Annotated in this window: 19 protein-coding genes; 2 read left to right on the forward strand and 17 right to left on the reverse strand. The window is 39.2% G+C overall.

The features are described from left to right. Positions 1-8: 8 nt before the first annotated feature. From FHX64_RS06645 to FHX64_RS06715, 15 genes are all read right to left on the reverse strand, one after another. Complete coding sequence (locus tag FHX64_RS06645; RefSeq protein ID WP_183413001.1) at positions 9-692, reverse strand: FAD-dependent oxidoreductase; 684 nt, start codon at positions 690-692, stop codon at positions 9-11. Positions 693-749: 57 nt separating this feature from the next. Next, complete coding sequence (locus FHX64_RS06650) at positions 750-1,121, reverse strand: GxxExxY protein (RefSeq protein WP_183413002.1); 372 nt, start codon at positions 1,119-1,121, stop codon at positions 750-752. A gap of 92 nt (positions 1,122-1,213) precedes the next feature. Further along, entirely contained in the window at positions 1,214-2,812 is a 1,599-nt protein-coding gene (rfbH, locus tag FHX64_RS06655) for a lipopolysaccharide biosynthesis protein RfbH (RefSeq protein ID WP_183413003.1), read from the reverse strand. Next, positions 2,802-3,017 carry a hypothetical protein gene (locus FHX64_RS06660; protein WP_183413004.1) on the reverse strand — a complete coding sequence of 72 codons (216 nt, stop codon included), beginning with the start codon at positions 3,015-3,017 and terminating at the stop codon, positions 2,802-2,804. The genes rfbH and FHX64_RS06660 overlap by 11 nt, the downstream gene beginning before the upstream one ends. 417 nt (positions 3,018-3,434) lie before the next feature. Beyond that, entirely contained in the window at positions 3,435-4,508 is a 1,074-nt protein-coding gene (gene rfbG / locus FHX64_RS06665) for a CDP-glucose 4,6-dehydratase (RefSeq protein ID WP_183413005.1), read from the reverse strand. A gap of 52 nt (positions 4,509-4,560) precedes the next feature. Continuing rightward, entirely contained in the window at positions 4,561-5,334 is a 774-nt protein-coding gene (rfbF, locus tag FHX64_RS06670) for a glucose-1-phosphate cytidylyltransferase (RefSeq protein ID WP_183413006.1), read from the reverse strand. Positions 5,335-5,445: 111 nt separating this feature from the next. After that, entirely contained in the window at positions 5,446-6,546 is a 1,101-nt protein-coding gene (locus tag FHX64_RS06675) for a Wzz/FepE/Etk N-terminal domain-containing protein (RefSeq protein WP_183413007.1), read from the reverse strand. 1,689 nt (positions 6,547-8,235) lie between these two features. Continuing rightward, entirely contained in the window at positions 8,236-9,081 is an 846-nt protein-coding gene (locus FHX64_RS06680) for a BRO-N domain-containing protein (protein ID WP_183413008.1), read from the reverse strand. A 143-nt stretch (positions 9,082-9,224) separates the two neighbouring features. Further along, positions 9,225-9,455: a hypothetical protein gene (locus tag FHX64_RS06685; protein WP_183413009.1), complete on the reverse strand. Its 231-nt coding sequence runs from the start codon at positions 9,453-9,455 to the stop codon at positions 9,225-9,227. 1,614 nt (positions 9,456-11,069) lie between these two features. Next, positions 11,070-11,483, reverse strand: coding sequence for a HEPN domain-containing protein (locus FHX64_RS06690; protein ID WP_183413010.1), 414 nt, complete (start codon positions 11,481-11,483; stop codon positions 11,070-11,072). After that, positions 11,480-11,797 (reverse strand): nucleotidyltransferase domain-containing protein, encoded by a 318-nt coding sequence (locus FHX64_RS06695; RefSeq protein WP_183413011.1) that lies wholly within the window; start codon positions 11,795-11,797, stop codon positions 11,480-11,482. The genes FHX64_RS06690 and FHX64_RS06695 overlap by 4 nt, the downstream gene beginning before the upstream one ends. A gap of 572 nt (positions 11,798-12,369) precedes the next feature. Next, on the reverse strand, positions 12,370-14,820 hold the full coding sequence (locus FHX64_RS06700) for an SLBB domain-containing protein (RefSeq protein WP_183413012.1): 2,451 nt from the start codon (positions 14,818-14,820) through the stop codon (positions 12,370-12,372). 240 nt (positions 14,821-15,060) lie between these two features. Continuing rightward, a complete protein-coding gene (locus FHX64_RS06705) occupies positions 15,061-15,570 on the reverse strand; it encodes a hypothetical protein (RefSeq protein WP_183413013.1) in 510 nt (169 codons plus the stop codon). Continuing rightward, positions 15,567-15,899 carry a nucleotidyltransferase domain-containing protein gene (locus FHX64_RS06710; protein WP_221202155.1) on the reverse strand — a complete coding sequence of 111 codons (333 nt, stop codon included), beginning with the start codon at positions 15,897-15,899 and terminating at the stop codon, positions 15,567-15,569. Before FHX64_RS06710 ends, FHX64_RS06705 begins: the two co-directional genes overlap by 4 nt. A gap of 312 nt (positions 15,900-16,211) precedes the next feature. Continuing rightward, positions 16,212-17,276 carry an MraY family glycosyltransferase gene (locus FHX64_RS06715; RefSeq protein ID WP_183413014.1) on the reverse strand — a complete coding sequence of 355 codons (1,065 nt, stop codon included), beginning with the start codon at positions 17,274-17,276 and terminating at the stop codon, positions 16,212-16,214. Between the two features lie 2,807 nt (positions 17,277-20,083). On the opposite strand from FHX64_RS06715, the gene FHX64_RS06720 reads away from it, so the two are divergent. Both FHX64_RS06720 and FHX64_RS06725 read left to right on the forward strand, forming a co-directional pair. Next, positions 20,084-20,233 carry a hypothetical protein gene (locus FHX64_RS06720; protein ID WP_183413015.1) on the forward strand — a complete coding sequence of 50 codons (150 nt, stop codon included), beginning with the start codon at positions 20,084-20,086 and terminating at the stop codon, positions 20,231-20,233. Between the two features lie 229 nt (positions 20,234-20,462). Next, entirely contained in the window at positions 20,463-21,095 is a 633-nt protein-coding gene (locus tag FHX64_RS06725) for a DUF6266 family protein (protein ID WP_183413016.1), read from the forward strand. 190 nt (positions 21,096-21,285) lie between these two features. Here FHX64_RS06725 and FHX64_RS06730 read toward each other — a convergent pair whose 3' ends face one another. Beyond that, positions 21,286-21,771 (reverse strand): hypothetical protein, encoded by a 486-nt coding sequence (locus FHX64_RS06730; RefSeq protein ID WP_183413017.1) that lies wholly within the window; start codon positions 21,769-21,771, stop codon positions 21,286-21,288. After that, complete coding sequence (locus FHX64_RS06735; RefSeq protein ID WP_183413018.1) at positions 21,768-22,094, reverse strand: nucleotidyltransferase domain-containing protein; 327 nt, start codon at positions 22,092-22,094, stop codon at positions 21,768-21,770. The genes FHX64_RS06730 and FHX64_RS06735 overlap by 4 nt, the downstream gene beginning before the upstream one ends. Positions 22,095-22,102: the final 8 nt, after the last annotated feature.

Here is a 22,102-nt window from a genome sequence, read left to right on the forward strand (position 1 = left end):
TTTATTTGTTATTCCCAGTCATCGGTCAGCACATTCCCAGCCGAAACTCCTTTGGAAATTAATGTTTGTTTGAACGCTTTAATCATGGGAGGTGGACCGGAGACAAAATAGTTTGATTCTAAGCTATTTTCATCTGCAATGCTTTGTATATTAAGAACCCCGTCTTTATCTTCGTAATACGACTTCACGAATTGAGACGAATTGCACGAACGGGCCAATTCACCCTCGTAAATATTAAAAGCTTTCAAACGAAATCCCAGATAAATCTTCGGATTAATATACTCATTAAAAGATTGATGCGTAAAAAGTGATAAAAAAGGAGTGATACCGGTTCCTCCTGCAATAAATACGGTATTTGTTTTATTATGGGGTTGGGTAAACAGCTCGCCGTAGGGAAGTTTTAGCCACACAAATGAACCCTCTTTCAGGGTAGATTCCATGAGTTGAGTAAACCTGCCTTTAACCGCATAGGTTATTTTAATAGTCGCTTCATCGGGATTACTCTGCATGGAAAAACAACGGGATTCCGGCCATTGTCCGGTGCCATCGTACGCTTCGTCAATGGCAAGGTGTAGGAACTGTCCCGGGGAATACTTATAAAGACGATCTAGAGATTCAAATTCCAGCGTATATATCCCGCTAAAGGGATTAATGATTGATTTAACTTGGGATTTATACTTCTTTGATAACATATTGTTTTTTTGTTACATTGAGTTTTACAGAGGAAACACAGAGTTTCTCGGAATCAATTATCGGACAACCCGACGAATACCCGCTTTCAGACTTTTTACATTGAAATTGATCAGTAAACCAGTATTTATATGAGAAAATTTAAGGTAAGTCAGAATCTGGGCAAGATGAACATCATTTAGTGCTTCAACAACTTTCAACTCAATAATAACTTTATTCTCAACCAACATATCTATTCGGTATCCGCACTCTAATTTGATTTCTTCATAAACCAAAGGTAATGCAACCTCTGTTTCAACATGAAGTCCCCTTTTACGAATTTCGTAAGCCAAACATGCTTGATAGGAAGATTCTAACAAACCAGGCCCAAGTTCAGAATGGACTTTATAGGCTGCTTCAAGAATTAACCTTGTTATTTCATTAATCTCCATACTTTCTTTTAATATTACACAGAGTTTCACGGAGGGAACACAGAGTTACACGGTGATTTAAAACTCTGAGAGACTCTGTGAATAACTCTGCGCTACTCTGCGTACCCTTTTAAAAAAGATTCAAGGATTTCCTCTGCATAATCAAACATCTCCTTTGTCAACCCCGGATAAGTTCCTAAAAAGAATGTATTATTCATGATATAATCCGTCTTGTCCAAATGATCCGCAATGCGCCAGTTTTTGTTTACATAACCGGGCTGTTTGGTAATGTTTCCTGCAAATAAATTTCGGGTTTCGATTAAGTTACTATTCAAATAACGGGTTAATTCATCGCGGGTAAAAGGCACATTGTCTTTTAACGTAACAATAAAGGCAAACCAGGCCGGATCAGCATTTTCTGTAGCTTCAGGTAAAAGAAAATAATCGGAGTATTTCGTGAAAATTCGTGTCCATTCGTGAAAATTAGCCTTTCTGCTTTCACAGAATGCCGGTAATTTATCCATTTGTGCGCTTCCAATAGCCGCCTGAATATCGGTCATTTTCAAATTATAACCTATTTCCGAATAAACATACTTATGATCATAACCTACAGGAAGCTTTCCAAATTGCTGGGTAAATCGCTTGCCACAGGTATTGTTCTCTCCTCCGGTACAGTAGCAGTCACGACCCCAATCACGAAAAGCGCGTATTAATCTGGCTAACTGGGGATCATTGGTACATATAGCGCCACCTTCCCCTGTCGTGATATGATGAGCAGGATAAAAAGATATTGTTGAAATATGGCCGAAAGTACCTGTATATTTTCCTTTGTATCTGCTACCGAAAGCATCGCAATTATCTTCAATTACCCACAAATGATATTTTTCCGCTAAGTCCATAATAACATCCAGATGGAAAGGATTCCCCAAGGTATGAGCAAGAAAAATACAACGTGTCTTAGGAGATATCGCTTTTTCAATCATTTTTACGTCGATATTGTAAGTAGGAATATCCACATCAACAAAAACAGGAATCAAACCATTTTGAATGATAGGGGTAATTGTAGCCGGAAATCCTGCAGCAACAGATATCACTTCATCCCCGGGTTTAAGTCGTCTGTCCCCCAGTTTTTCGGAAGTCAGCGCGGAGAATGCAAGAAGATTGGCGGAAGAGCCTGAATTGGTGAGCAAAACATGTTCAACACCTAAAAATTCAGCAATCTTTTCAGCAAAAGCTTCAGAAAACCGTCCTTCGGTGAGCCAGAAATCCAATGACGCATCGACAGCATTCGTCACTTCCTGTTCATCGAATACGCGACCGGCATAATTAACCTTCGATTTACCCGGAATAAATTCCATCGGCTGAAAACGGGTATGGTGGTATATTTCGGTTTCATTGATTACTATTCGGCGCAGTAACTTAAACATTGCCGAAGCATTCAGTTCTGCCAACTCTTTTAGAATAATATCTTTACTGAGAAGAACAATTTTATCCAATTGAAGATAAGAAGCAACGGGAAGAGGAATAGATTTAAAATCAGTTTGTTTTAAGATGATCTGATTTCTACTTGGGTAATTTTTTGTTGTGATAAAAGCAAAACGGATATCTCCATATTCATTGGGTTCACTAAGCGCCAAAACCGGCCTTTTCTTGCTAGAAGATAAATCAGTGTATGGAAACGGCACTTTAAAAATCTTTCCTTTATAATTCATTCCAAATATCCTCCTCCGGTTCGTTCAACATTTGTGTCATACCACTTTGTTCCTGTATTTTCATAAGGTCGTATGATGACGTTTCAGTCCCTGTTTCACCTATATTTGTGGGCAATATAATCATTTCGGCTTGTACCCCGAAACTGTCAGGTATATTATATTGCTTAAATTCCTTTCTTGGAATAATTCTTTTGATTGCTTGCATATGATTCTGTTTTTATACAATGTTACACGTAGTGATTCTGTTTTATCTTTATTGCTATTTGAGATTTTGACTGAAAAACTGAATAATAAACAATCGAAAATAAAGCAATTGAATGCGATTGACAGTTGGCAATAAAAATTTGAAGAAGAGAAGTTCTGAAGTTAAGGATGTTATAACCTTCAATCTTTCGATCCAAAATTCCCATAACAGATTCCTTTTACTCAATTCTTTCTTCAGTCCTTCAATCTAAAGGGACGTAGTCCTGAAATCTTAGTAGCACGAAATAGCAAATTACATTACAAGGGGCGTAGCCCTGAAATCTTAATGTTAAATTAACAAAACAATAAACATCAAGAAATGAAGGAAATTGTGGTCGTTAAAAGAACTATGAACAACAAGCATTGAATTATCTCATCTTCAAATTTTCAAATCTATATATTGTTCTATTTGTTTCTCAGTAATTATTCTCACATCTTCATTGGACAAAAAGGCTTTATTCCAATCGACAATCGATTTTAGGGTGGTTTCAATATTCCAAAGAGGTTCCCAGCCTAATCTGGCTTTAGCTTTCGAGCAATCCAGTTTCAAATAGGTAGCTTCATGGGGCTGTGGATGATTATCAATAGCATACGAAGCATCATTGCCCCACAAGGCACAAATACGTTTTACGATCCATTCGACATTTTTTGCATCTTTATCATCAGGCCCAAAATTCCATGCTTCGGCAAATGGCGCTCCATCTTGATAAAGACGTTCCGCCAGCATCAGGTATCCTGCCAGAGGCTCCAATACATGTTGCCAGGGTCGAATTGCATACGGGCTTCGTATCTTCACCTCTTCACCTTGTGTAATAGCCCGGATAAAATCGGGAATCAACCGGTCTTCTGCCCAGTCGCCTCCTCCAATCACATTTCCGGCACGGGCCGAGGCAATAGCCACACCATGTTCAGCATAGGTCTGAGAGTTGAAAAAAGAATTGCGAAAAGCCGATGTCACTAATTCAGAGCAGGCCTTACTGTTCGAATAGGGATCATATCCCCCTAAGGGTTCATTTTCACGATATCCCCAAAGCCATTCCTTATTGTCATAACATTTGTCAGTTGTAACATTGACAACTGCTTTTATTCTGGTGGTGTGCCGGATGGCTTCCAACAAATGCACTGTCCCCATCACGTTCACTTCGTAGGTTTCCATCGGATTCTTATAAGATTCCCTTACCAATGGCTGGGCAGCCATGTGGATCACAATCTCGGGCTTTACCTGCTGCAAGGTTAACAATAATCTATTATAATCGCGTATGTCCCCAATAAAAGAAGTAACAAGTTCATCAATATGTGCTTCTTCATATAAACTGGGAAAAGTAGGCGGTTCAAGGGCATAACCAGATACAGATGCACCCAGCTTATGAAGCAACAAGGAAAGCCATGAACCTTTAAACCCTGTATGTCCGGTAATCAATACCCGTTTCCCTTTATAAAAATCTCCAAACATAATTCGTGTAATTCGTCTTAATTCGTGAAATTGGTAAAATTCGTAAATACACTCACCAAATTTTCCATTCGCAATGTTCGGAATTCCACATTGCCTCCAACTCTATTTTATCCCGTAATGTATCCATAGGTCTCCAAAAACCGGTATGCCGGTATCCTGCCAGTTGGTTATCTCGGGCAATGGTTTCCAAAGGAGTGCGTTCCCAAATGGTTTGATCTCCTTCCGTAATGTATTGGAAAATCTGAGGTTCTAGTACAAAAAAACCACCATTAATCCATGCGCCATCGCCTCTGGGTTTTTCCTGAAAAGCGGTAATCATATTTTCTGCATTAAGTTCTACTGCCCCGAATTTACCCGAAGGCTGTACAGCGGTAAGTGTTACCAATTTGCCATTTTGTTTGTGAAAATCTACCAATTGATGAAGATCTACATTGCTTACGCCATCCCCATACGTCAACATGAAGGTTTCATTACCAATATATTTTTCCACCCGCTGAATACGTCCCCCGGTCATGGTATTCAATCCTGTATCAACTAATGTGATTTTCCACGGTTCTGCATGGGAATCATGAATTTGAATATCGTTATTACCAAGATCGATGGTAACATCCGCCTGATGCAAAAAATAATTGGCAAAATACTCCTTAATGATATATCCTTTATAGCCACAACAAACAATAAACTCATTAAAGCCATATGCTGAATAAATTTTCATGATATGCCACAGAATAGGCTTGCCTCCGATTTCCACCATAGGTTTTGGCTTCAAATCGGTCTCTTCACTCAAACGGGTTCCCAACCCTCCGGCTAAAATGACGACTTTCATGTATAAACAATTTTAAACGATATATAAATCAATATCAACAATTTATGAATTCCATAATATTATAAGAGGCGTATGATTGATATAGATAAATTACGGTATGCCCAAGCAAAATTATGCTTTTGAATGATGGTCAGGATATAATAGGTTCTCTTTTAGCTTTCGATAAAAATAGACAAGCACAAGAAACATTACAATCACAAAGCCACCAATCAATCCTCCCAAAACAATCCCTTTCGCTTTCCCTAATTTATGTTTCTGCAAAGGTAAAGTAGGCGAATCGATCACCTGCACCAAAGGCGTATCCTGATCAATGCTTAATTTCAGTACTTCCAGATTCTTCTTCATCTCTATTAAGGTGGCTGCAGCAATTTGCATATCGGTTGACTTTCTAATCAGGCTTACACCACCTATCTGTTTTACCATATTAGGAGCATTATCCGCCAAGGCTGCTCTTGAAGCAACAGCGTTATCATACACAGCCTCGACCGAATCCGCCTGATGGAGTAATGTTTCATAATTCTGTCGGGCTACTTTGGTTTTTGTGGCTACGTAAAAATTTGTAGTAACTTGAATCAGATTCTCTACAAACAACTGCGATAACAATTCATTTTGGGAAACGAAGGTAATATCCCCAATGCTTAATTTCTTATCTCGGCTTTGAGCCGTCAACATCGGCTTTTTGATAATGGTAGTATATATCGCCTCTAAAATACTATCCTGTGCACGGGTAAAGGTACTTTGCTGCTGATTCACCGGGAACTGCATATTACGCATCGTTGGATTTTTGCTTTTTGCCCATCCTTCCCGCAAATGATAGGTGTCTATATAGAGGTTTAACAGATTGGTTGCCTTTCCATCAATCTGAACCGGCTGTAACAAGGTATTCTCAATAAGCCGGTGTGACATAAAAAGTGCATACAAGTTATCTCCTCCGAAAGCGCCACTGGTTCCTCCACCTAATGAAAAACCAAATTGGCTGGCCAAACTCGAAATATTTGACATGCTACTGGATTGATCATCCTGTATAGCAAAAGAAAGGGTAGCCGTGTATGTCGGTTTAATCAGGAAAGAAGCAATAAGGCCAATTACTGCCCCTGCCAAACCCATTCCAACCACCCATTTCTTTTTTTGTAAAATAAGCTTTTTAATCTCTCCCAGATGAAAAAGAATTTCTTGTAACGATATTTCGTCATTTGTTTTTTCCGGCCCCATATACTGATGGATAAATATGTATATAAATTATATGATAGCTATCAGTAGTTTTAGTAGATGACAAATTGATAGCCATAGCTTCTCTAACCTCTTGTTGTTTTATCAGTTATTCAGTTATTTAATTTCGTCTACTTTACTGCCAATGTGTAGGTTTTCGCATTGGCTGTTGTGCGTTAAGAAAAATCATGAAGCGAAACGTTAAAACAAAAACGGTTTGAGCAAAGCGAGTTTTTTTGTTTTAGCGTAGCAGAATGATTTTTTAGCTACAACAGGCAGAGCGGCGGCATTTTTTGTTTCCTTTTTTTTGCTGCAGCAAAAAAGGAAAAGCCTGTCCGGCTTGAGGACAGAATAAGATATAAAGAGAAACAACAAACAGCAGGTTAAGTATCAAAAGATAGGAATCTGTTGACAACGCTGATGGCTCTTCTTTAGCTTCATTCTATTCAATCATTATGTTACTCTGCTATTCCGTTCACTTTCCAACCCCACCCGCTCCGCTCGTCCCCTTTAACCAAAGGGGACAGCACTTGAGCATTATCTTCCGGCAACCATGGTAGCATTAGCTTGCTCTGGCAGATTACTCTGCCCTTCTGATGAAGGGAAGTACCCGCAGGGGGTAGGGTTAGATCTTCTATATCTTCTTACCATCAGATTCTCAGATTTCTACTATCTACTTTCTACCAACTACTAAACTACTTTTCGTTTGACATCTTCTGATCTTCATTGTCAATTGTCAACTGTCCATTGTCAATTGAATCAGTTATTCAGTAATTCAGTCATTCAATTATTCAGATCGCCCGCTGTTGTTATTTCCCTATAAACGTTACACCTTAAACTTTCAACCGCAGTTTGTCGTTTGTCTTTAGACTGCTGCTTTTTTTGCCTTTGCCTATCGATCTTCGATACCTCCGCCCCGTAATCCCGTAATATAATGCGTGTATGTGAACTATGCTCGTTAGATTTAATGATATAAACCGATCAGCAATACGGAAATAAGCCAAGCCATTTCAACTGCAAACAAAACGGTAAATAGTTCAACTTTCGCAAGTAAAATAACTTGCTGATATATAAGAAAAAAGCAGCATATACATTTGGTAAAATCACTGAATATCAGTAACTTTATGTTGTCAAACAAAATCCAAAAAATATGTTGCGACACAAAGATACAATAATACTTTCAGAGAAAAATAGCTTTTTTACTTCAAGTGAAAAAGCAATAGGAACAATGTTTAGTCTCCTTGTTTATGTTTTTAAAAGTTGCCGTATGAAATTTGAATTCCATATCTGATAATTTGGATCAGGTAACCATTTCAGAACCTTATTTTGGATGTAGCTTAACCCTTAGTAGGAAAACCAATAACCACACTGGGAATTAACCTTATTTCCTTATTCCATACGATAATAATTTGTTTGGAGGAGGGTGTAAAGGATTCACATCCTAACATTATCATATTTTGGATGTGAAAATTTACTGCTTGTTTCATGTAATAAGGGAATAAGGGTTGCCTGATCTTCATATGATCTATTGCTACTAAGGTTCAGCTACTTACAAAATAAGGTTTAAATCTCAACAACCTAAAGCAATCGGGTTAATTGGAGCTTGCGAAAGTTGAATAAATAGTAAAACTGAATAGGTAAATTAGGTAATTCATTTTCAAATTACCATATCTTCAAATCAGCACTTGTTGATTATTCAAGTTCTTTTTTCTTTCGAAATTCTAACTGCTTTGCATTCAATCTTGAAACTATTTTCTTCCCTGTTTTTGCTTCAATTTCTTTACGTGTATTGCCAGCTATCATTCCTCCTTGCTTGGCAATTTTACGACTGTCTTCAAAGGTTTCAGGATTCTTCTCTTTTGATATCTCTGTGGTTGTTGCTTCAGCAAGCATATTCAAAACCAACTCTAAATTAGTCATGTGATCCCGTAAATTTTCCTTCTTCAGATTCTTAAAGGCTTTATATTGTTTGGTAGTAAACCCACTCCATGCTTTTGAAATCTCATCAGTAAGAATGGCATATTCTTGTCCTTTTTGTACTCCTCTGTTATCCCATTCGTCGGTCAGATCTTTACGTATTTCAATACTCTTGAGTCTTTGATTAATCCAGGCAGTAGAATAACCCTTGCGTAAATAGGTTTCCATTAATCTATCAATTCCAATTTCAGGATCTTCAATTTCATCTATTCGTTCACGGGCAACTTGTGCCAACCAAAGCTTAAAAGGTTCCGCTTTCGGGGATGGAATAGATTGAATAAGACGAAATAATTGCTCTGTATCAGCCACATCTGTGAATCGCATCTTCCCATCTTCAGCTAACAATTTCAACCGGTTACAATTTGTAACCGTTTCATTCCCCTCTTTAAGAAGTCGGCTTTTCAATACTTTCCAATAATTTCGGGATCCTTGAAAGTGGGGTTGATCTGTTAGAATTCCAACAACGTCAACTATTGAAAAATACCACTTTTCTCCTTCTTCATCCCAATACGTACGAATTTTTTGATCATTAAATAACTTGATAGCTGTTTCTTTGGTCATGTTTAATTAATTGATTAGTTAATTCAACTTTCACAAACTCTATAAAGTACCTAATGACAGGTAAAACGTCTAAAGTTTAAGGTGAATCTAATATCTAATGTAAATCTGTTGCCTTTTGCTATTTTCTTTAGACTTTTTAGACCTTAGACTTTGGGGTTTAGTGAGACACTAAACAACTGCTTAATATCAGGATTTCGTTCAAAATTTACTTCCAAAAAATACTCGAATGTTTCACCTAAATGCCGCACGGCAGATGATTTCCCAACTTGTCGAGCACCGCGTAACAACAAAGGCTTATGATGTATATCCTCTTTCCATGTTTTTAAATGGAGGTCAATATCGCGCGAAAAATACAAGTTATTACGTTGTGACATACAGATTCTAATTTACAGCAAAGATAATGGTTTTACAGAAATATACCATCACAAAATACGCATTACACCAGAAATATGCCATCACAAATTTGGAATAATTACAGAAAAGCACCACCGTAACTAATCATATACACACTACACTACATTCTTATTGCTATCTGAATAACCGCTAACCACTGTATTTTGATTTTCATTGTCAATTGTCATAAGAGATTGAATCAGTTATTCGGTTATTCGGTTATTTGAGTCATCCAACCCAACCCGCTTCGCTCATCCCCGAAAAGATTGAAGGATCGAGGGATTGAGGATTCTAACTTCCCTAACTTCCTGTATCTTCTTTAACTTCGTGCTGTTTTATCAGTTATTCAGTCATTTAATTTCGTCTACTTTACTGCCAATGTGTAGGTTTTATCCGCATTGGCTGTTGTGCGTTAAGAAAAATCATGAAGCGAAGCGTTAAAACAAAAACTGTTTGAGCAAAGCGAGTTTTTTTGTTTTAGTGTAGCGGAATGATTTTTTAACTACAACAGGCAGAGCGGCGGCATTTTTTGTTTCCTTTTTTTTGCTGCAGCAAAAAAGGAAAAGCCTGTCCGGCTTGAGGACAGAATAAGATATAAAGAGAAACAACAAACAGCAGGTTAAGTATCAAAAGACAGGAATCTGTTGACAACGCTGATGGCTCTTCTTTAGCTTCATTCTATTCAATCATTATGTTACTCTGTCATTCAATTATTTGATTTCCAACCCCACCCGCTCCGCTCGTCCCGGAAAAGATTGAAGGATCGAGGGATCGAAGGATTGAGAGTTCTAACTTCCCTAACTTCCTGTATCTTCTTTAACTTCGTGCTGTTTTATCAGTTATGCTGTCATTTAATTTCGTCTACTTTACTGCCAATGTGTAGGTTTTATCCGCATTGGCTGTTGTGCGTTAAGAAAAATCATGAAGCGAAGCGTTAAAACAAAAACTGTTTGAGCAAAGCGAGTTTTTTTTGTTTTAGTGTAGCGGAATGATTTTTTAGCTACAACAGGCAGAGCGGCGGCATTTTTTGTTTCCTTTTTTTTGCTGCAGCAAAAAAGGAAAAGCCTGTCCGGCTTGAGGACAGAATAAGATATAAAGAGAAACAACAAACAGCAGGTTAAGTATCAAAAGACAGGAATCTGTTGACAACGCTGATGGTTCTTCTTTAACTTCATTCTATTCAATCATTATGTTACTCTGTCATTCAGTTATTTGAGTCCTCCAACCCCACCCGCTCCGCTCGTCCCCGAAAGGATTGAAGGATCGAAGGATTGAAGGTTGTAGCTTCTCTAACTTCCTGTTGTTTTATCAGTCATTCCGTTATTCCGTTATTCACTTTGGGGACAGCACTTGAACATCATGTTTTGGTAACCATGGTAGCCTCAGCTTGCTCTGGCAGATTGTTCTGCCCTTCTGATGAAGGGAAGTACCCGCAGGGGGTAGGGTTAGATCTTCTATATCTTCTTACCATCAGATTCTCAGATTTCTACTATCTACTTTCTACCAACTACTAAACTACTTTTCGTTTGACATCTTCTGATCTTCATTGTCAATTGTCAACTGTCCATTGCCAATTGAATCAGTTATTCAGTCATTTAATTTCTAATTACCGTAGGAACAATTAAAGCCTCGAGCACTTCAACATATTGATAAGCTAATTCAATTAATGGACTTACTTCATCTGAAGTCAATCTGTAAAGATCATCATAATCGCCTGCTTGTCGCAATTCAAAAAGCTTGGAATAAAATTTAGATTGTTCTTTAGGTACAATACCTGTAGCTACAAAATTCAAACCAAAAAGGCGAATGACTCCGGAATGCGTCTGAGCCGAATAGCCATGATACAACAACAAGGCGCTTGTCATATAATAACAAGCATAATATAACCGATTCACAACAGCATTCCAATATCCTAATTTAGCAATTCCAGATGCCTCTTTCAATGTTTCTTTGGCTTTTTGAATTCGGTAATAGATAATAGCATCCCTTTCTTCGCGACTTAAACTCATAATTCAATTCCGTCTTTTTCTACGTTTTTATAAAAAGGAGTAAAACTTCGTAGTTTCCATTCTTGAAAGGTGTACATTTTCGGACTGAATTGTTCTCCGGCTATCCATCCGGTTTCATAAATTGGATATGCAATACGGTCAAAATCGGAAGATTCTATATGCTGTTTATCCAATAAAATAAGCAAATCCCAGTCCGAATCAATGCGGGCATCACCACGGGCATGCGATCCAAACAAAATTATTTTTCCATTAGGATCGACAGAAAGCAAAATAAATTTGGCTCTTTGCAGTAATTCTTGTTGCAATTTTTCCATTTTTATCTTTTATTCCTGAACAACAAAACACCAGTAAGTTAATAAAATTGAATCAGTTATTACGACTTTGGGACTATGCCTCCTTAGATTGAAGGACCGAGGGACTGAAGGATTGAGGGTTCTAACTTCCCTAACCTCCTGTATCTTCTCTAACTTCGTGCTGTTTTATCAGTTATTCTGTCATTTAATTTCGTCTACTTTACTGCCAATGTGTAGGTTTTATCCGCATTGGCTGTTGTGCGTTAAGAAAAATCATGAAGCGAAGCGTTAAAACAAAAACGGTTTGAGCAAAGCGAGTTTTTTTGTTTTAGTGTAGCGGAATGATTTTTTAGCTACAACAGGCAGAGCGGCGGCATTTTTTGTTTCCTTTTTTTTGCTGCAGCAAAAAAGGAAAAGCCTGTCCGGCTTGAGGACAGAATAAGATATAAAGAGAAACAACAAACAGCAGATTAAGTTTCAAAAGATAGGAATCTGTTGACAACGCTGATGGCTCTTCTTTAGCTTCTGATTCTCATTATCAATTGAATGCATCTTCTTTAACTTCTTTCAGACAGAATTAAAACCCAGGCTTCTCACTTTTTAAATAACGTTACTAGCACCACAGCTAAGGTAGAAAGCGATGTTGAAAGCGTTAGTAGTTCTCCTAAAGACATACCCTTTTTCATCGGTTTTGTTGGCACAACAATATGTGCACCGGGGGTAATAGATGGATAAGCCTTGATTCCCAGAAAGCTGGAAGTAGCATCCACAGAACCGTTGGAATAAATCACATAGGTCTTCCGATCAAATGCATTATCAGAAAATCCACCGGCATGTTTGATGTAATATTGCAACGATTTCCCTTTCTCATAACGGATCATGGAGGGCATCAACACTTCACCCGAGACAATCACTGTTTCCGGGCGTCTGGGAATAGACAACACATCCCCCTCCTCCAATACAAGATCCTCTGATGAGCCAGGATGCGTCAATATCTTAGTTAAATCAATCGAAACCCGGCTCGGTTCCTGAAGTAGATCCTTAGGCGGATTGGGATTCAGGGAATCCCTGATCTCCCGTTGTTGTTTTTCGATGGTTTTTTGCGTCACCTGTTCCAGCCATTTCCGTGTGCCGTCTTTTACAGCCGCCGGGTTACGAATCAACATCGCCCCTGCTGCATAGGCATAAGTAGTAAGCCCTCCCGCCTGCCGCACAAGGTCGGAGATGCGTTGGTTTTTCGAAAGCAGGATGTAATTACCCGGGGCTTCAACTTCACCTTCCACTTTCACCTGTCGCATATCCTCCGCACCGAAAATGGCATGCACCACCACATGGTCATCCCGCTTAAGCAGGAATGTGGCCGCCGCTCCATAATCCAGCGCATGATCCATCTTCACTTTAAAGGAAAGGGCTTTAATCACATTAGCATTCAGCGTCTTCACATCGGTTACACGTCGATACACCACGATCTCTGCCAGATTGGCCATGGGTTTAAATCCATTAGACAGGAGGATCAGGTCTTTCAGCGTCATCCCGGGGGCATAGGCATAGGTGCCCGGGGTAATCACTTCACCCGAAACATCCACAGAATCGCGCTCCTTCATGGTCAGTACCGAAGCAATATAAACACTGTCATCCCGTTGCAACAACACATTATCCGAGTCGTTCATCGCCGCCTTTGGGGTGAACGATGTCATCTCCGGAAGCTGTAATGCATTCTTCCGGAAAATAACGGCGCTATTCACAAAGGCATCTTCCCGTAAACCATCGGCTTTCAGAATGAGGTCTTTCACCCGCATACCCGGAGTGAGGGCATATACGCCTGGACGATAGACAGCTCCCGATATCTGCACACGGTTTTCAAAACGGTTTAACAACTTGCCTACAGTATATTGATCGCCCGGTTGGGTCAGAAACGTAGCAAAATTTGCATGATCCACATCAATCACCTCTTTCTCTTTCAGGGTATTGCGATATACAGTAATCGTTTGCCTGTAAGCATTTTCCGTAAACCCTCCTGCAAAATCAATCAGCTCCTGTAAGGTTTCCCCTTTCCGCATCTCGAATATAGCAGGATGCTTCACTTCTCCTGTCAGTGTCACACGGTTTTTATAGGGTAATACTTTAATGACGTCCTGATCCTGCAACCGCAGGTTATTTTGCTTCCCATACACCAGAAAGTCATACAGGTCGATAGTGGCAATCACTTTATTATCCCGGATCAGTTGAATATCGCGGAACGAACCACTCGCTTTCGGTCCACCCGACTGATACAATGCATTATAAACCGTAGCGAGCGATGGCACAGTATAAGAACCGGGATAAGTCACTTCGCCGGTGACAAAAACCGTGATGCTACGGATATCCCCTAATGTGATATTTACAAAGGTATTGCCAGTGGTAATTCCTTTATACACCGTTGCTAGCCGTGCTTTAATCAATTTTCGTGCTTCAGCGATGGTTAGTCCGTTCACATTAACAATACCTACATTGGGGATCATAATGGTACCGTCAGGGCTGATGCTTAACTTATAGTTCACCTCCGACACCCCGTAGATATCAATCAACAACTGGTCATCGGGACCTAGAACATAATCCAGGGGAGTTGCCAGCCGTAGATTGGGTTCAAAACTCAGGTTGACATTTTTAAAAATAGAAGCGCCGAATATCTGAAGAGGTCGTACAGAATCGGTATCTGCCGCACGATTTAAAAATAAAGAAGCCGTATCCGCTGGATTAGGTTTACGAATTTTCACTCCATATCGGGTGCTGTTGTATTTCACAACCCTGGCCTTGAACTGATCAACCTGATTTTGGGAAATACCCTGGGAAGCAGCATATTGATCCAGTTGATTCATCGAAACCCCTTCCGATTGCATCTTCTGTTGAATAGCGCTGATCTGTTGATCGCTAAGGCTGCTAACATCCACATTCTTCAACATACTCAGCGATTGAGCCTGCATGGCGCAAGCGAACAAAATGCCTGCCACCAAAATAATAAACCGTGTTGACAACAGCTTACCTGTAAAAATTACACCTTTCATATTTTTATAAATAAATAAAAAATCATATGCCACATTCACGGGATGATAGAAAATGTGATAATTAAATGCTTGTTGCTTCCGACTTCTTTAACTTCTCATCTTCCTGTATCTTCTTTCACTTCCTGTTGCTTTATCAGTTATTCTGTTACTCTGTCATTCAGTTATTGGATTGCTACTAAACTACTTTGAGGTTTTCCTCTTCTCCTCTTCCTGCAACTTACAGATTTTCACTGTCAATTGTCAACTATCCATTGAATCCATTTCCTTCATTACATAGCTAAACTTTTTGAATAAATATGATTCAACTGTTGACCAGATATGAAGCAACGTGCTATAGTTCACATGAATTTGATTTAATCCCTCTATCACTTCCTGTTGATGAAACGGATATTCATGCGCTATTATATTTCGGATATCCCGCAAAATCAACCAATCAGTTGCATTATCGAGGATAGTTAATGCCTCCAGTTTATTCAACAGATCGATAAATGGAACATTACGCGTCTCCTCTCCCAGGTTTTCAAGAATAGCCTTAAAAAGTTTTCCACCCATGCTATCCTGTAATTTCGAGAAGCGATACACAAACTGGTCGAAATAAGCCAGCAAGTCCGGCTCCATAGTATCGTACCTTTCAATAGTAAGGGGGAAGCAGGGTGCAATTTTGGAATAAGCAGACATCATACGCTCCAAATGCAGCTTACTTACTCGGTAGGCTTCTTTCAGTTTGTCATCTTTCTCGTAAAGAATCATGATTCGGATAGCAGAAGGGAGTGCTGTTGTATAGATTTATAGAATGACTGTTTAGATCGTGTTAACCCATTATCAAAAACAACATCGATTTTACGATCGCCCAATATACGTTTCAGATCAACCAAATAAAGGATTTTTTTTCTTATTGTCAGTTGCGATTCGTCAGGATGTTGAATCATCAGGTCGATATCTCCTCCTTTGAGTTGATCATCCACACGCGAACCAAACAAATAAACCCTGACGCTTTCAGAAAAATGTCTTTGAGCAAGGGTTACGATCGTATTGATTTCAAACTGGGTTAACCGCATCGGGCAAAAAATCAAATGCAAAACGATTCATCTTCTGTAATTTCTGGCTCCGGACAGATGGCTACTACCTCTCGGGCAGATTGAAGGACTGAGGTTATAACTTCCTTACCTTCGTATCTTCTTTAACTGCAGATTTTCCTTGTCAACTGCCAACTGAATTTATCTTTTTTCCACAACAAAGCTCGTCACTCCCAACTGGAGCAACGAACCAACAGTAAGCCATTATCATTCCTCAAAACCCACACCTAAATGACAATGGTTCACTTTTCATTCTATATCAGACATGTTCCTATACGTATAACGCAAAACATCCGAAAAACGTATACCAACATTTTAACCCTCTCTATGAAGTGGCAAGGGTGCTTCTTTCGTTTTTCTGTTCTGTAACAACACTAACACAAAGTAGAACAGGAGATACAAAACCAACAACAAGGCCAACAAAATATGGATATTAAGCGCTCGTAATAAAAAAATCAGCACTACCACTGCAAAGTTAAACAAAATAAGGATTAGGCTTGAGGCAAGATGAGAAAATTTTAAATCCAAACATTTATGATGGATATGGTTTTTATCTGGTTTGAAGGGAGATTTGCGATGCCTTATCCTCACCAGCATCACCCGGAAAACATCCAGAACAGGAAACATCAGAATAGACAATGAGATAGCCGGTGAAGCAGCGCCATGTCCCGTACCAATGGCGAATTCGTTATACCGGATCACCATCACCGAGATGAGCAATCCAAGAATCAACGACCCCGTATCGCCCATAAAAATTTTATTCGTTTTCCCGAACAGATTGAAATAGAGAAAAGGCATCACACTACCGGCAGCGGCAAAAGCCAAAATAGCATAAGCAGTCTGCCCGTAACCGATAAAGAATACGCCGAAAATGGAGGTGATCATCAGGCTCAATCCTCCTGCCAGTCCGTCAATGCCATCAATCAGGTTCATCGCATTGATGATGCCAATAATCACAAGAAAACTCAGCACCACACTTTCCACATAGCCAATCTCTTCAATCCCGAAAATACCATGCAAACTGGTGAGGCGGATACCTCCCAAAACAATCAGAATTCCTGTAGCAAAAAACTGGGTAACAAACTTGGTGGTAGCAGACAAAACCAGGATATCATCTTTGATCCCCAGAAAAAACAAGAGTGTCATGGAGGCAAAAATATACCTGAAATCAGCCACCTCTATTTTATCAATAGACAACAGGGTACCGATGGTAATACCTAAAAACAGGGCCACTCCTCCCAGATTGGGGATGGGGACATCATTCACCTTTCGCTCATTCGGTTTATCAACGAGCTTCTTCATAGCCGATATCTTCACGATAACCGGAATGGATATATACACCAGAACAGCGCTGATTAAAAAAGCAGCTATGATGTGCATCGTTTCAAACATACCTTAAGCAGTCAACTTATTTTGACTGCAAAATTACAGAAATTTTGGTTTAGTCGAGCATCATCTCTCTTTAAATCGCTTTGCATTTTACTTATTTATCATTCATTCGTAATATTATTGCACACAAAATAAATATTTCACGTCAACACAAGAGATAACAAACAGATAATCAAATCAATCTAATATTTAAAAAATACAGATATGCAAGAAAAACAGAGATACCCTCCTATCCGGCAGTAGAATAAATTGCAACCTCAATTTGCGCACGTTTACCCTGTTTTTATACTGTGTATTGTAAGTATGTTATATACTCTTTACCAACACCTGTTGTACTTCTCCCTCAAAAACTATTTTCCCTTTTTCTTTCCCTCTGGAGAAAGTCTCCAAAGGAGAATAGAGGTTGGAGAGGACTTAGGCATAAGGACGAAAGGAACAAATAACATTTAACGCAATAATTTCATATTCAATATTTTTTATGATATAACGCAGATTACCATAAACTCAAACACCTCCAAAAGGTGAATAATTCAACTTTCGCAAGCTCTATATCGTACTAACGATACGATCTTTCTTTGATACATAGGGAACGACCTTGTCCGGTGAGCCAAAAAGCAAGTGAGGCGGCAGCTAAAAATCGTCCTGTTTGAGCGACGAAGGAGTGAGTTTGGACGATTTGAGTCGACGAACGTCAGTTTTTTGAGCGAAGCGGACATAGTCTTGAAAAGCACGTTTCAGCGAGGGCAGAGACAAAATCCCATTTTGGTTCTGCCGAACATAGTGCTTTCAACGAAGTTAATTTTTTGCCTACTTTTTGTTTCAAGACAAAAAGCAGGTCGGGATTGAAGGGGCAGAAGCCCCATGCAAGGTAGTTTGTTATATATTCTTAATAATCAATCATTATATTGTAATAATTACTTATTGACAGGCATTGTATGACATGCGAAAGTTCAATGAATAATAACCAGACAAAACAGATGAAGCTTTATAAAAGATAAACACAGAGAATTTAATGATTCAACTTTCACAAGTAGAAAAACTTGCTGATATGCAATAAAAAGCAGAATAATGTTTTGACAAAGCCACTGACTTGCAACAATTTTATGTCGTACAAAAAAAAACCAACACAATATGCTGCGGAACAAAGATACAATAATACTTTCAGAGATAAACGGCTATTTTAGGGACAATGTTCTGTTTCATACGTTTATGTTTTTAAAAGTTGTCATATGCAACTCGAATCCCACGTATGACAATCCGGATCAGGTAACTATTTCGAAACCTTATTTTGGACGTAGTCTAACCCTTAGTAGGAAAACCACCACCCCCCTGGTAATTGCCCTTATTCCCTTATTAGATACGATAAGAATTCGTTTTTAAAAAGGCGTAAAGGACTCACATTCCACTATTAACCTCTCCTCGGATATGAATAGTTTACTGGCATGTTTCATAATAAGGGAATAAGGTTTGCCTGATCTTTATATGATCTATTGCTACTAAGGGCCAGATGTTTCAAAAATAAGGGTTTAAATATCAACAACCTAAAGCAAACGGGTTCATTGGAGCCTGGAAAAGGTGAATGAATGATTCAACTAAAATGGAAACAATTAGGATACATCCGGGATTCGTAGTAGATAAAACAATCATCCGGTAAGCTAAAAAAAGACTCTCGGATCCCGGCTGATGTATATGCCTTAACCTTTATCGGCAATGATACTTTTATCGTATTCCAGCTTATTGGCCTCTCCCGGCCTGTGGATGCCCCCTCCCAAAGAAAGGGAAATTTGAGAACAGGATGTGCGTTATAAAAATACTCAAAGATATAATTGAAAATCAGCAAAAGTCCCTCTACTCCGGAGAGGGATTTAGAAAGAGGTCTGATAGATGATATGCTAAAAATATTCAACAAAGGGCGACGATACAATAGAGACCAGGTATAATTGCTACAATGACATTCAAAAACCAAGAGGAAACAGGGAGGCTCTCAATTTGAAGAGTTGGGTTGTAAAATGAGATAATCTTTATTCATTTTGCAACACTAAGCCTCATTTTTTTCGGGAGGCTGGAATTGAAAAATAAAAAGTCAGGATGAGTTCGGTTATAACCCTTTCTGATCCTGTTTTCTTCTTCGTTTGTTCTGTTCTTCTGTCCTGACTGAGTGGTTTTATAAAAGCTGACCAACGAGTGAACTTTGTTGTTTGTTGCTCTCATTAACCTTTACACCTTACATTTTCAACCGCAGTTATCTTTTGGCTCACTGTTTGTCTTTTTCCTGCCATCATGTCATACAAAACCTGACAAAATACCAATGCCATTGTGTCAGGGTTACATTCCATTTTCTCCCAAAAAACAACATCCGTCCTGACACACAATCAGATTTAATGACACAGATTCCTGATGTAAACAACAAAAAGCGGATATCAATATGAATTTTGACCTTATTCTATATTTAACTTAATATCAACGAATTAACAATAGTAACGATATTGAATATTACACCTAATATCAACATTTAAAAACATTATTAAGCCCACTACCTCGTCATTTACATAACAATTAGCTTAAAAGGCCATATTTATTTTATAATATTAATTACATGGCACGGAATTTGTATTTATTATTTCACAAAACAAAGTTTGAATATTTTGTTAATTATACAAACACCATATAATACATGACACATCTTAATCGCTTATTTTATATCGCAGACAGGCATCCGCCTCCCAGAGGACAACCGCTGCCAGAGCCAACACGCCGGGTTGTACAATGTGAATATGCACACCATAATGATCATTCCCATGCCCGCGCGCCGCCCTGAAGCCAAAGGGAAGAAGCAACACAGCCCGACAGCCACCCCAACAGCCATCGAAGAAGGTTCGGTAAATCACCCCTACAGGTTCGACATAGGTTCGATAAAAAGAGGCATTCATCCGACCATGTTTCGATAAAAAGAGCAGGAGGCCTCGACTGACCATTAATGTAGGTTCGATGTTTGTTCGATATTCTTCGACACTTCTTCGACGAATCGCCGATGAGTCATCAATGTAGCTTCAACCTACCTTCAAGGCTCCCTTTGCCCAACCTTAACAAAACATCGACAGGGATCGGGTTGGGGTCGATAAACAAAATAAAATAACGCCGCGAAAACGGCAATATAAACATTTAACAATTTAAATTATGTCGAAAGTTAATTCTTTCGCCTATGGCGAAATCTCAGGAAAGTTCGGCAACACCGTGGGTGCTGTCGACAAAAAGGGTAACACAACTATGCGTGAATATCGAGCACCAAGTGATCCCAAAACAGAAAATCAGATGAGGCAAAGAAATCGGTTCAGTTTTGTGAATACAGAGCTGAGCCTGATGAAACTGATGTTCAAACAAACCTATGTGGCTTGCAAAACAAAGGAAGAGTTGCGTAAAGCCGGATGGGGTGCTGTGAACAATGCCGTCAGTGGTGATTATCCCGATTTTTCGGTCAATTACGAAAATCTGGTTATTGCAAGGGGATCATTACCCAAGTTGGAAAAGATTACCGTGACAACCACGGGGGATACTAAAGTGAATGCCACATGGGACACAACTCCATTTCTGGGGATTGATCCGGCAGATCAGGTAAAGTTTGTTTTCACCAACCCTGATTCGAAAATATGGCATATGGCTGAAGAGGTTTCCAAACGGTCGGAGGGTGCCGTTGATATTCAGCTTCCGGTTGTGTGGACGGGCATCGAAGTGCATTGCTGGGCCTTTACGATGCGGTTGGATGGCAAAGCTACCTCCACCAGTCAATACATCAGTGCGCTGCAACTTTAATGCCCTGAACCAGGCTTCAATGCCCTTCTGATGAAACTCCACCCACATGATATTGCGAGTATCGGGTGGAGTTTTTTGTACTCTATAAACGTGAAGCACGAAACACGGCAAACCACTTTGCCCTGGGTCTGTAGCCACTCAAGCTTCTCTCCTTACCCCCTTAGCTTCTGCTACTTTTTTATTCTGCTACTCAATGGTTCGACCATTCACAGGTGTCAATCCAACGCCTTTCGGTGAAGAATAATTTGCTGGCCTCTATATTCTCAACCAATTTTTCCGTCATTTCAATCACTTCCGGCACAAGATCATGAAGCCCTTTGGGAAGATATTCATGAGCAATCTGGTTACGCATATCCCGGATGGTTATCATCTGGTCGGCAGAATGGATAAGGTGCATTTTTTCACACATATTCATCATGTCGATAAAAGGAACGAATGATTCATGCAATAGCATCCAGCTCGTTCGCAGTATCTTTTGGGTAAACAGATCCGATGTCCTGTTAAACTTGGAAGTCAGGGAGTCAAACGATTCCTGTTCTTCAAATGAAAAAGCCGGTTTTAATCCGATCGCTTTACATTTTTCTACAGAAAGCAGTAACGTTTCAATCGACGTATTCAAAAATTGCCATTCTGTTTGGAGTAATTCGATCAATAAATCTTCCTGAGCTGGCTTCATAATTCAATAGCATTAGGTTCTATCAATTGGCGGAATACAGATGCATCGTTATGAGTAAAATTCACAAAATCAATTTTTTGCCATCCATACTGCTTATAAAAAGCAATACGGATGTCTCTAAATATTTTCTTATCAATTGGTTTTGAAGTCAATATCATCAGATCAATGTCGCCTCCCAGGGCTTGATCCTGCGTACGCGATCCAAACAAAAAAAGCCTTGCGTCCGGAGCCTTTTCTCCGAATATCTGTTTCAGAAAGCTTATAATATGATTATTTAATCGCATGGCAATACATGATAAAGCAAGTTTTGTATCTACCTGCAAAGATATAT

It is taken from the genome of Microbacter margulisiae, from assembly GCF_014192515.1.
Classification (GTDB): Bacteria; Bacteroidota; Bacteroidia; order Bacteroidales; family Paludibacteraceae; genus Microbacter; species Microbacter margulisiae.

Excerpts from the sequence above, each read along its gene's own strand:
- FHX64_RS06645 (WP_183413001.1), bottom strand. The coding sequence starts at position 692 with ATGTTATCAAAGAAGTATAAATCCCAAGTTAAATCAATCATTAATCCC.
- FHX64_RS06650 (WP_183413002.1), bottom strand. The coding sequence starts at position 1,121 with ATGGAGATTAATGAAATAACAAGGTTAATTCTTGAAGCAGCCTATAAA.
- rfbH (WP_183413003.1), bottom strand. The coding sequence starts at position 2,812 with ATGAATTATAAAGGAAAGATTTTTAAAGTGCCGTTTCCATACACTGAT.
- FHX64_RS06660 (WP_183413004.1), bottom strand. The coding sequence starts at position 3,017 with ATGCAAGCAATCAAAAGAATTATTCCAAGAAAGGAATTTAAGCAATAT.
- rfbG (WP_183413005.1), bottom strand. The coding sequence starts at position 4,508 with ATGTTTGGAGATTTTTATAAAGGGAAACGGGTATTGATTACCGGACAT.
- rfbF (WP_183413006.1), bottom strand. The coding sequence starts at position 5,334 with ATGAAAGTCGTCATTTTAGCCGGAGGGTTGGGAACCCGTTTGAGTGAA.
- FHX64_RS06675 (WP_183413007.1), bottom strand. The coding sequence starts at position 6,546 with ATGGGGCCGGAAAAAACAAATGACGAAATATCGTTACAAGAAATTCTT.
- FHX64_RS06680 (WP_183413008.1), bottom strand. The coding sequence starts at position 9,081 with ATGACCAAAGAAACAGCTATCAAGTTATTTAATGATCAAAAAATTCGT.
- FHX64_RS06685 (WP_183413009.1), bottom strand. The coding sequence starts at position 9,455 with ATGTCACAACGTAATAACTTGTATTTTTCGCGCGATATTGACCTCCAT.
- FHX64_RS06690 (WP_183413010.1), bottom strand. The coding sequence starts at position 11,483 with ATGAGTTTAAGTCGCGAAGAAAGGGATGCTATTATCTATTACCGAATT.
- FHX64_RS06695 (WP_183413011.1), bottom strand. The coding sequence starts at position 11,797 with ATGGAAAAATTGCAACAAGAATTACTGCAAAGAGCCAAATTTATTTTG.
- FHX64_RS06700 (WP_183413012.1), bottom strand. The coding sequence starts at position 14,820 with ATGAAAGGTGTAATTTTTACAGGTAAGCTGTTGTCAACACGGTTTATT.
- FHX64_RS06705 (WP_183413013.1), bottom strand. The coding sequence starts at position 15,570 with ATGATTCTTTACGAGAAAGATGACAAACTGAAAGAAGCCTACCGAGTA.
- FHX64_RS06715 (WP_183413014.1), bottom strand. The coding sequence starts at position 17,276 with ATGCACATCATAGCTGCTTTTTTAATCAGCGCTGTTCTGGTGTATATA.
- FHX64_RS06720 (WP_183413015.1), top strand. The coding sequence starts at position 20,084 with ATGCCCGCGCGCCGCCCTGAAGCCAAAGGGAAGAAGCAACACAGCCCG.
- FHX64_RS06725 (WP_183413016.1), top strand. The coding sequence starts at position 20,463 with ATGTCGAAAGTTAATTCTTTCGCCTATGGCGAAATCTCAGGAAAGTTC.
- FHX64_RS06730 (WP_183413017.1), bottom strand. The coding sequence starts at position 21,771 with ATGAAGCCAGCTCAGGAAGATTTATTGATCGAATTACTCCAAACAGAA.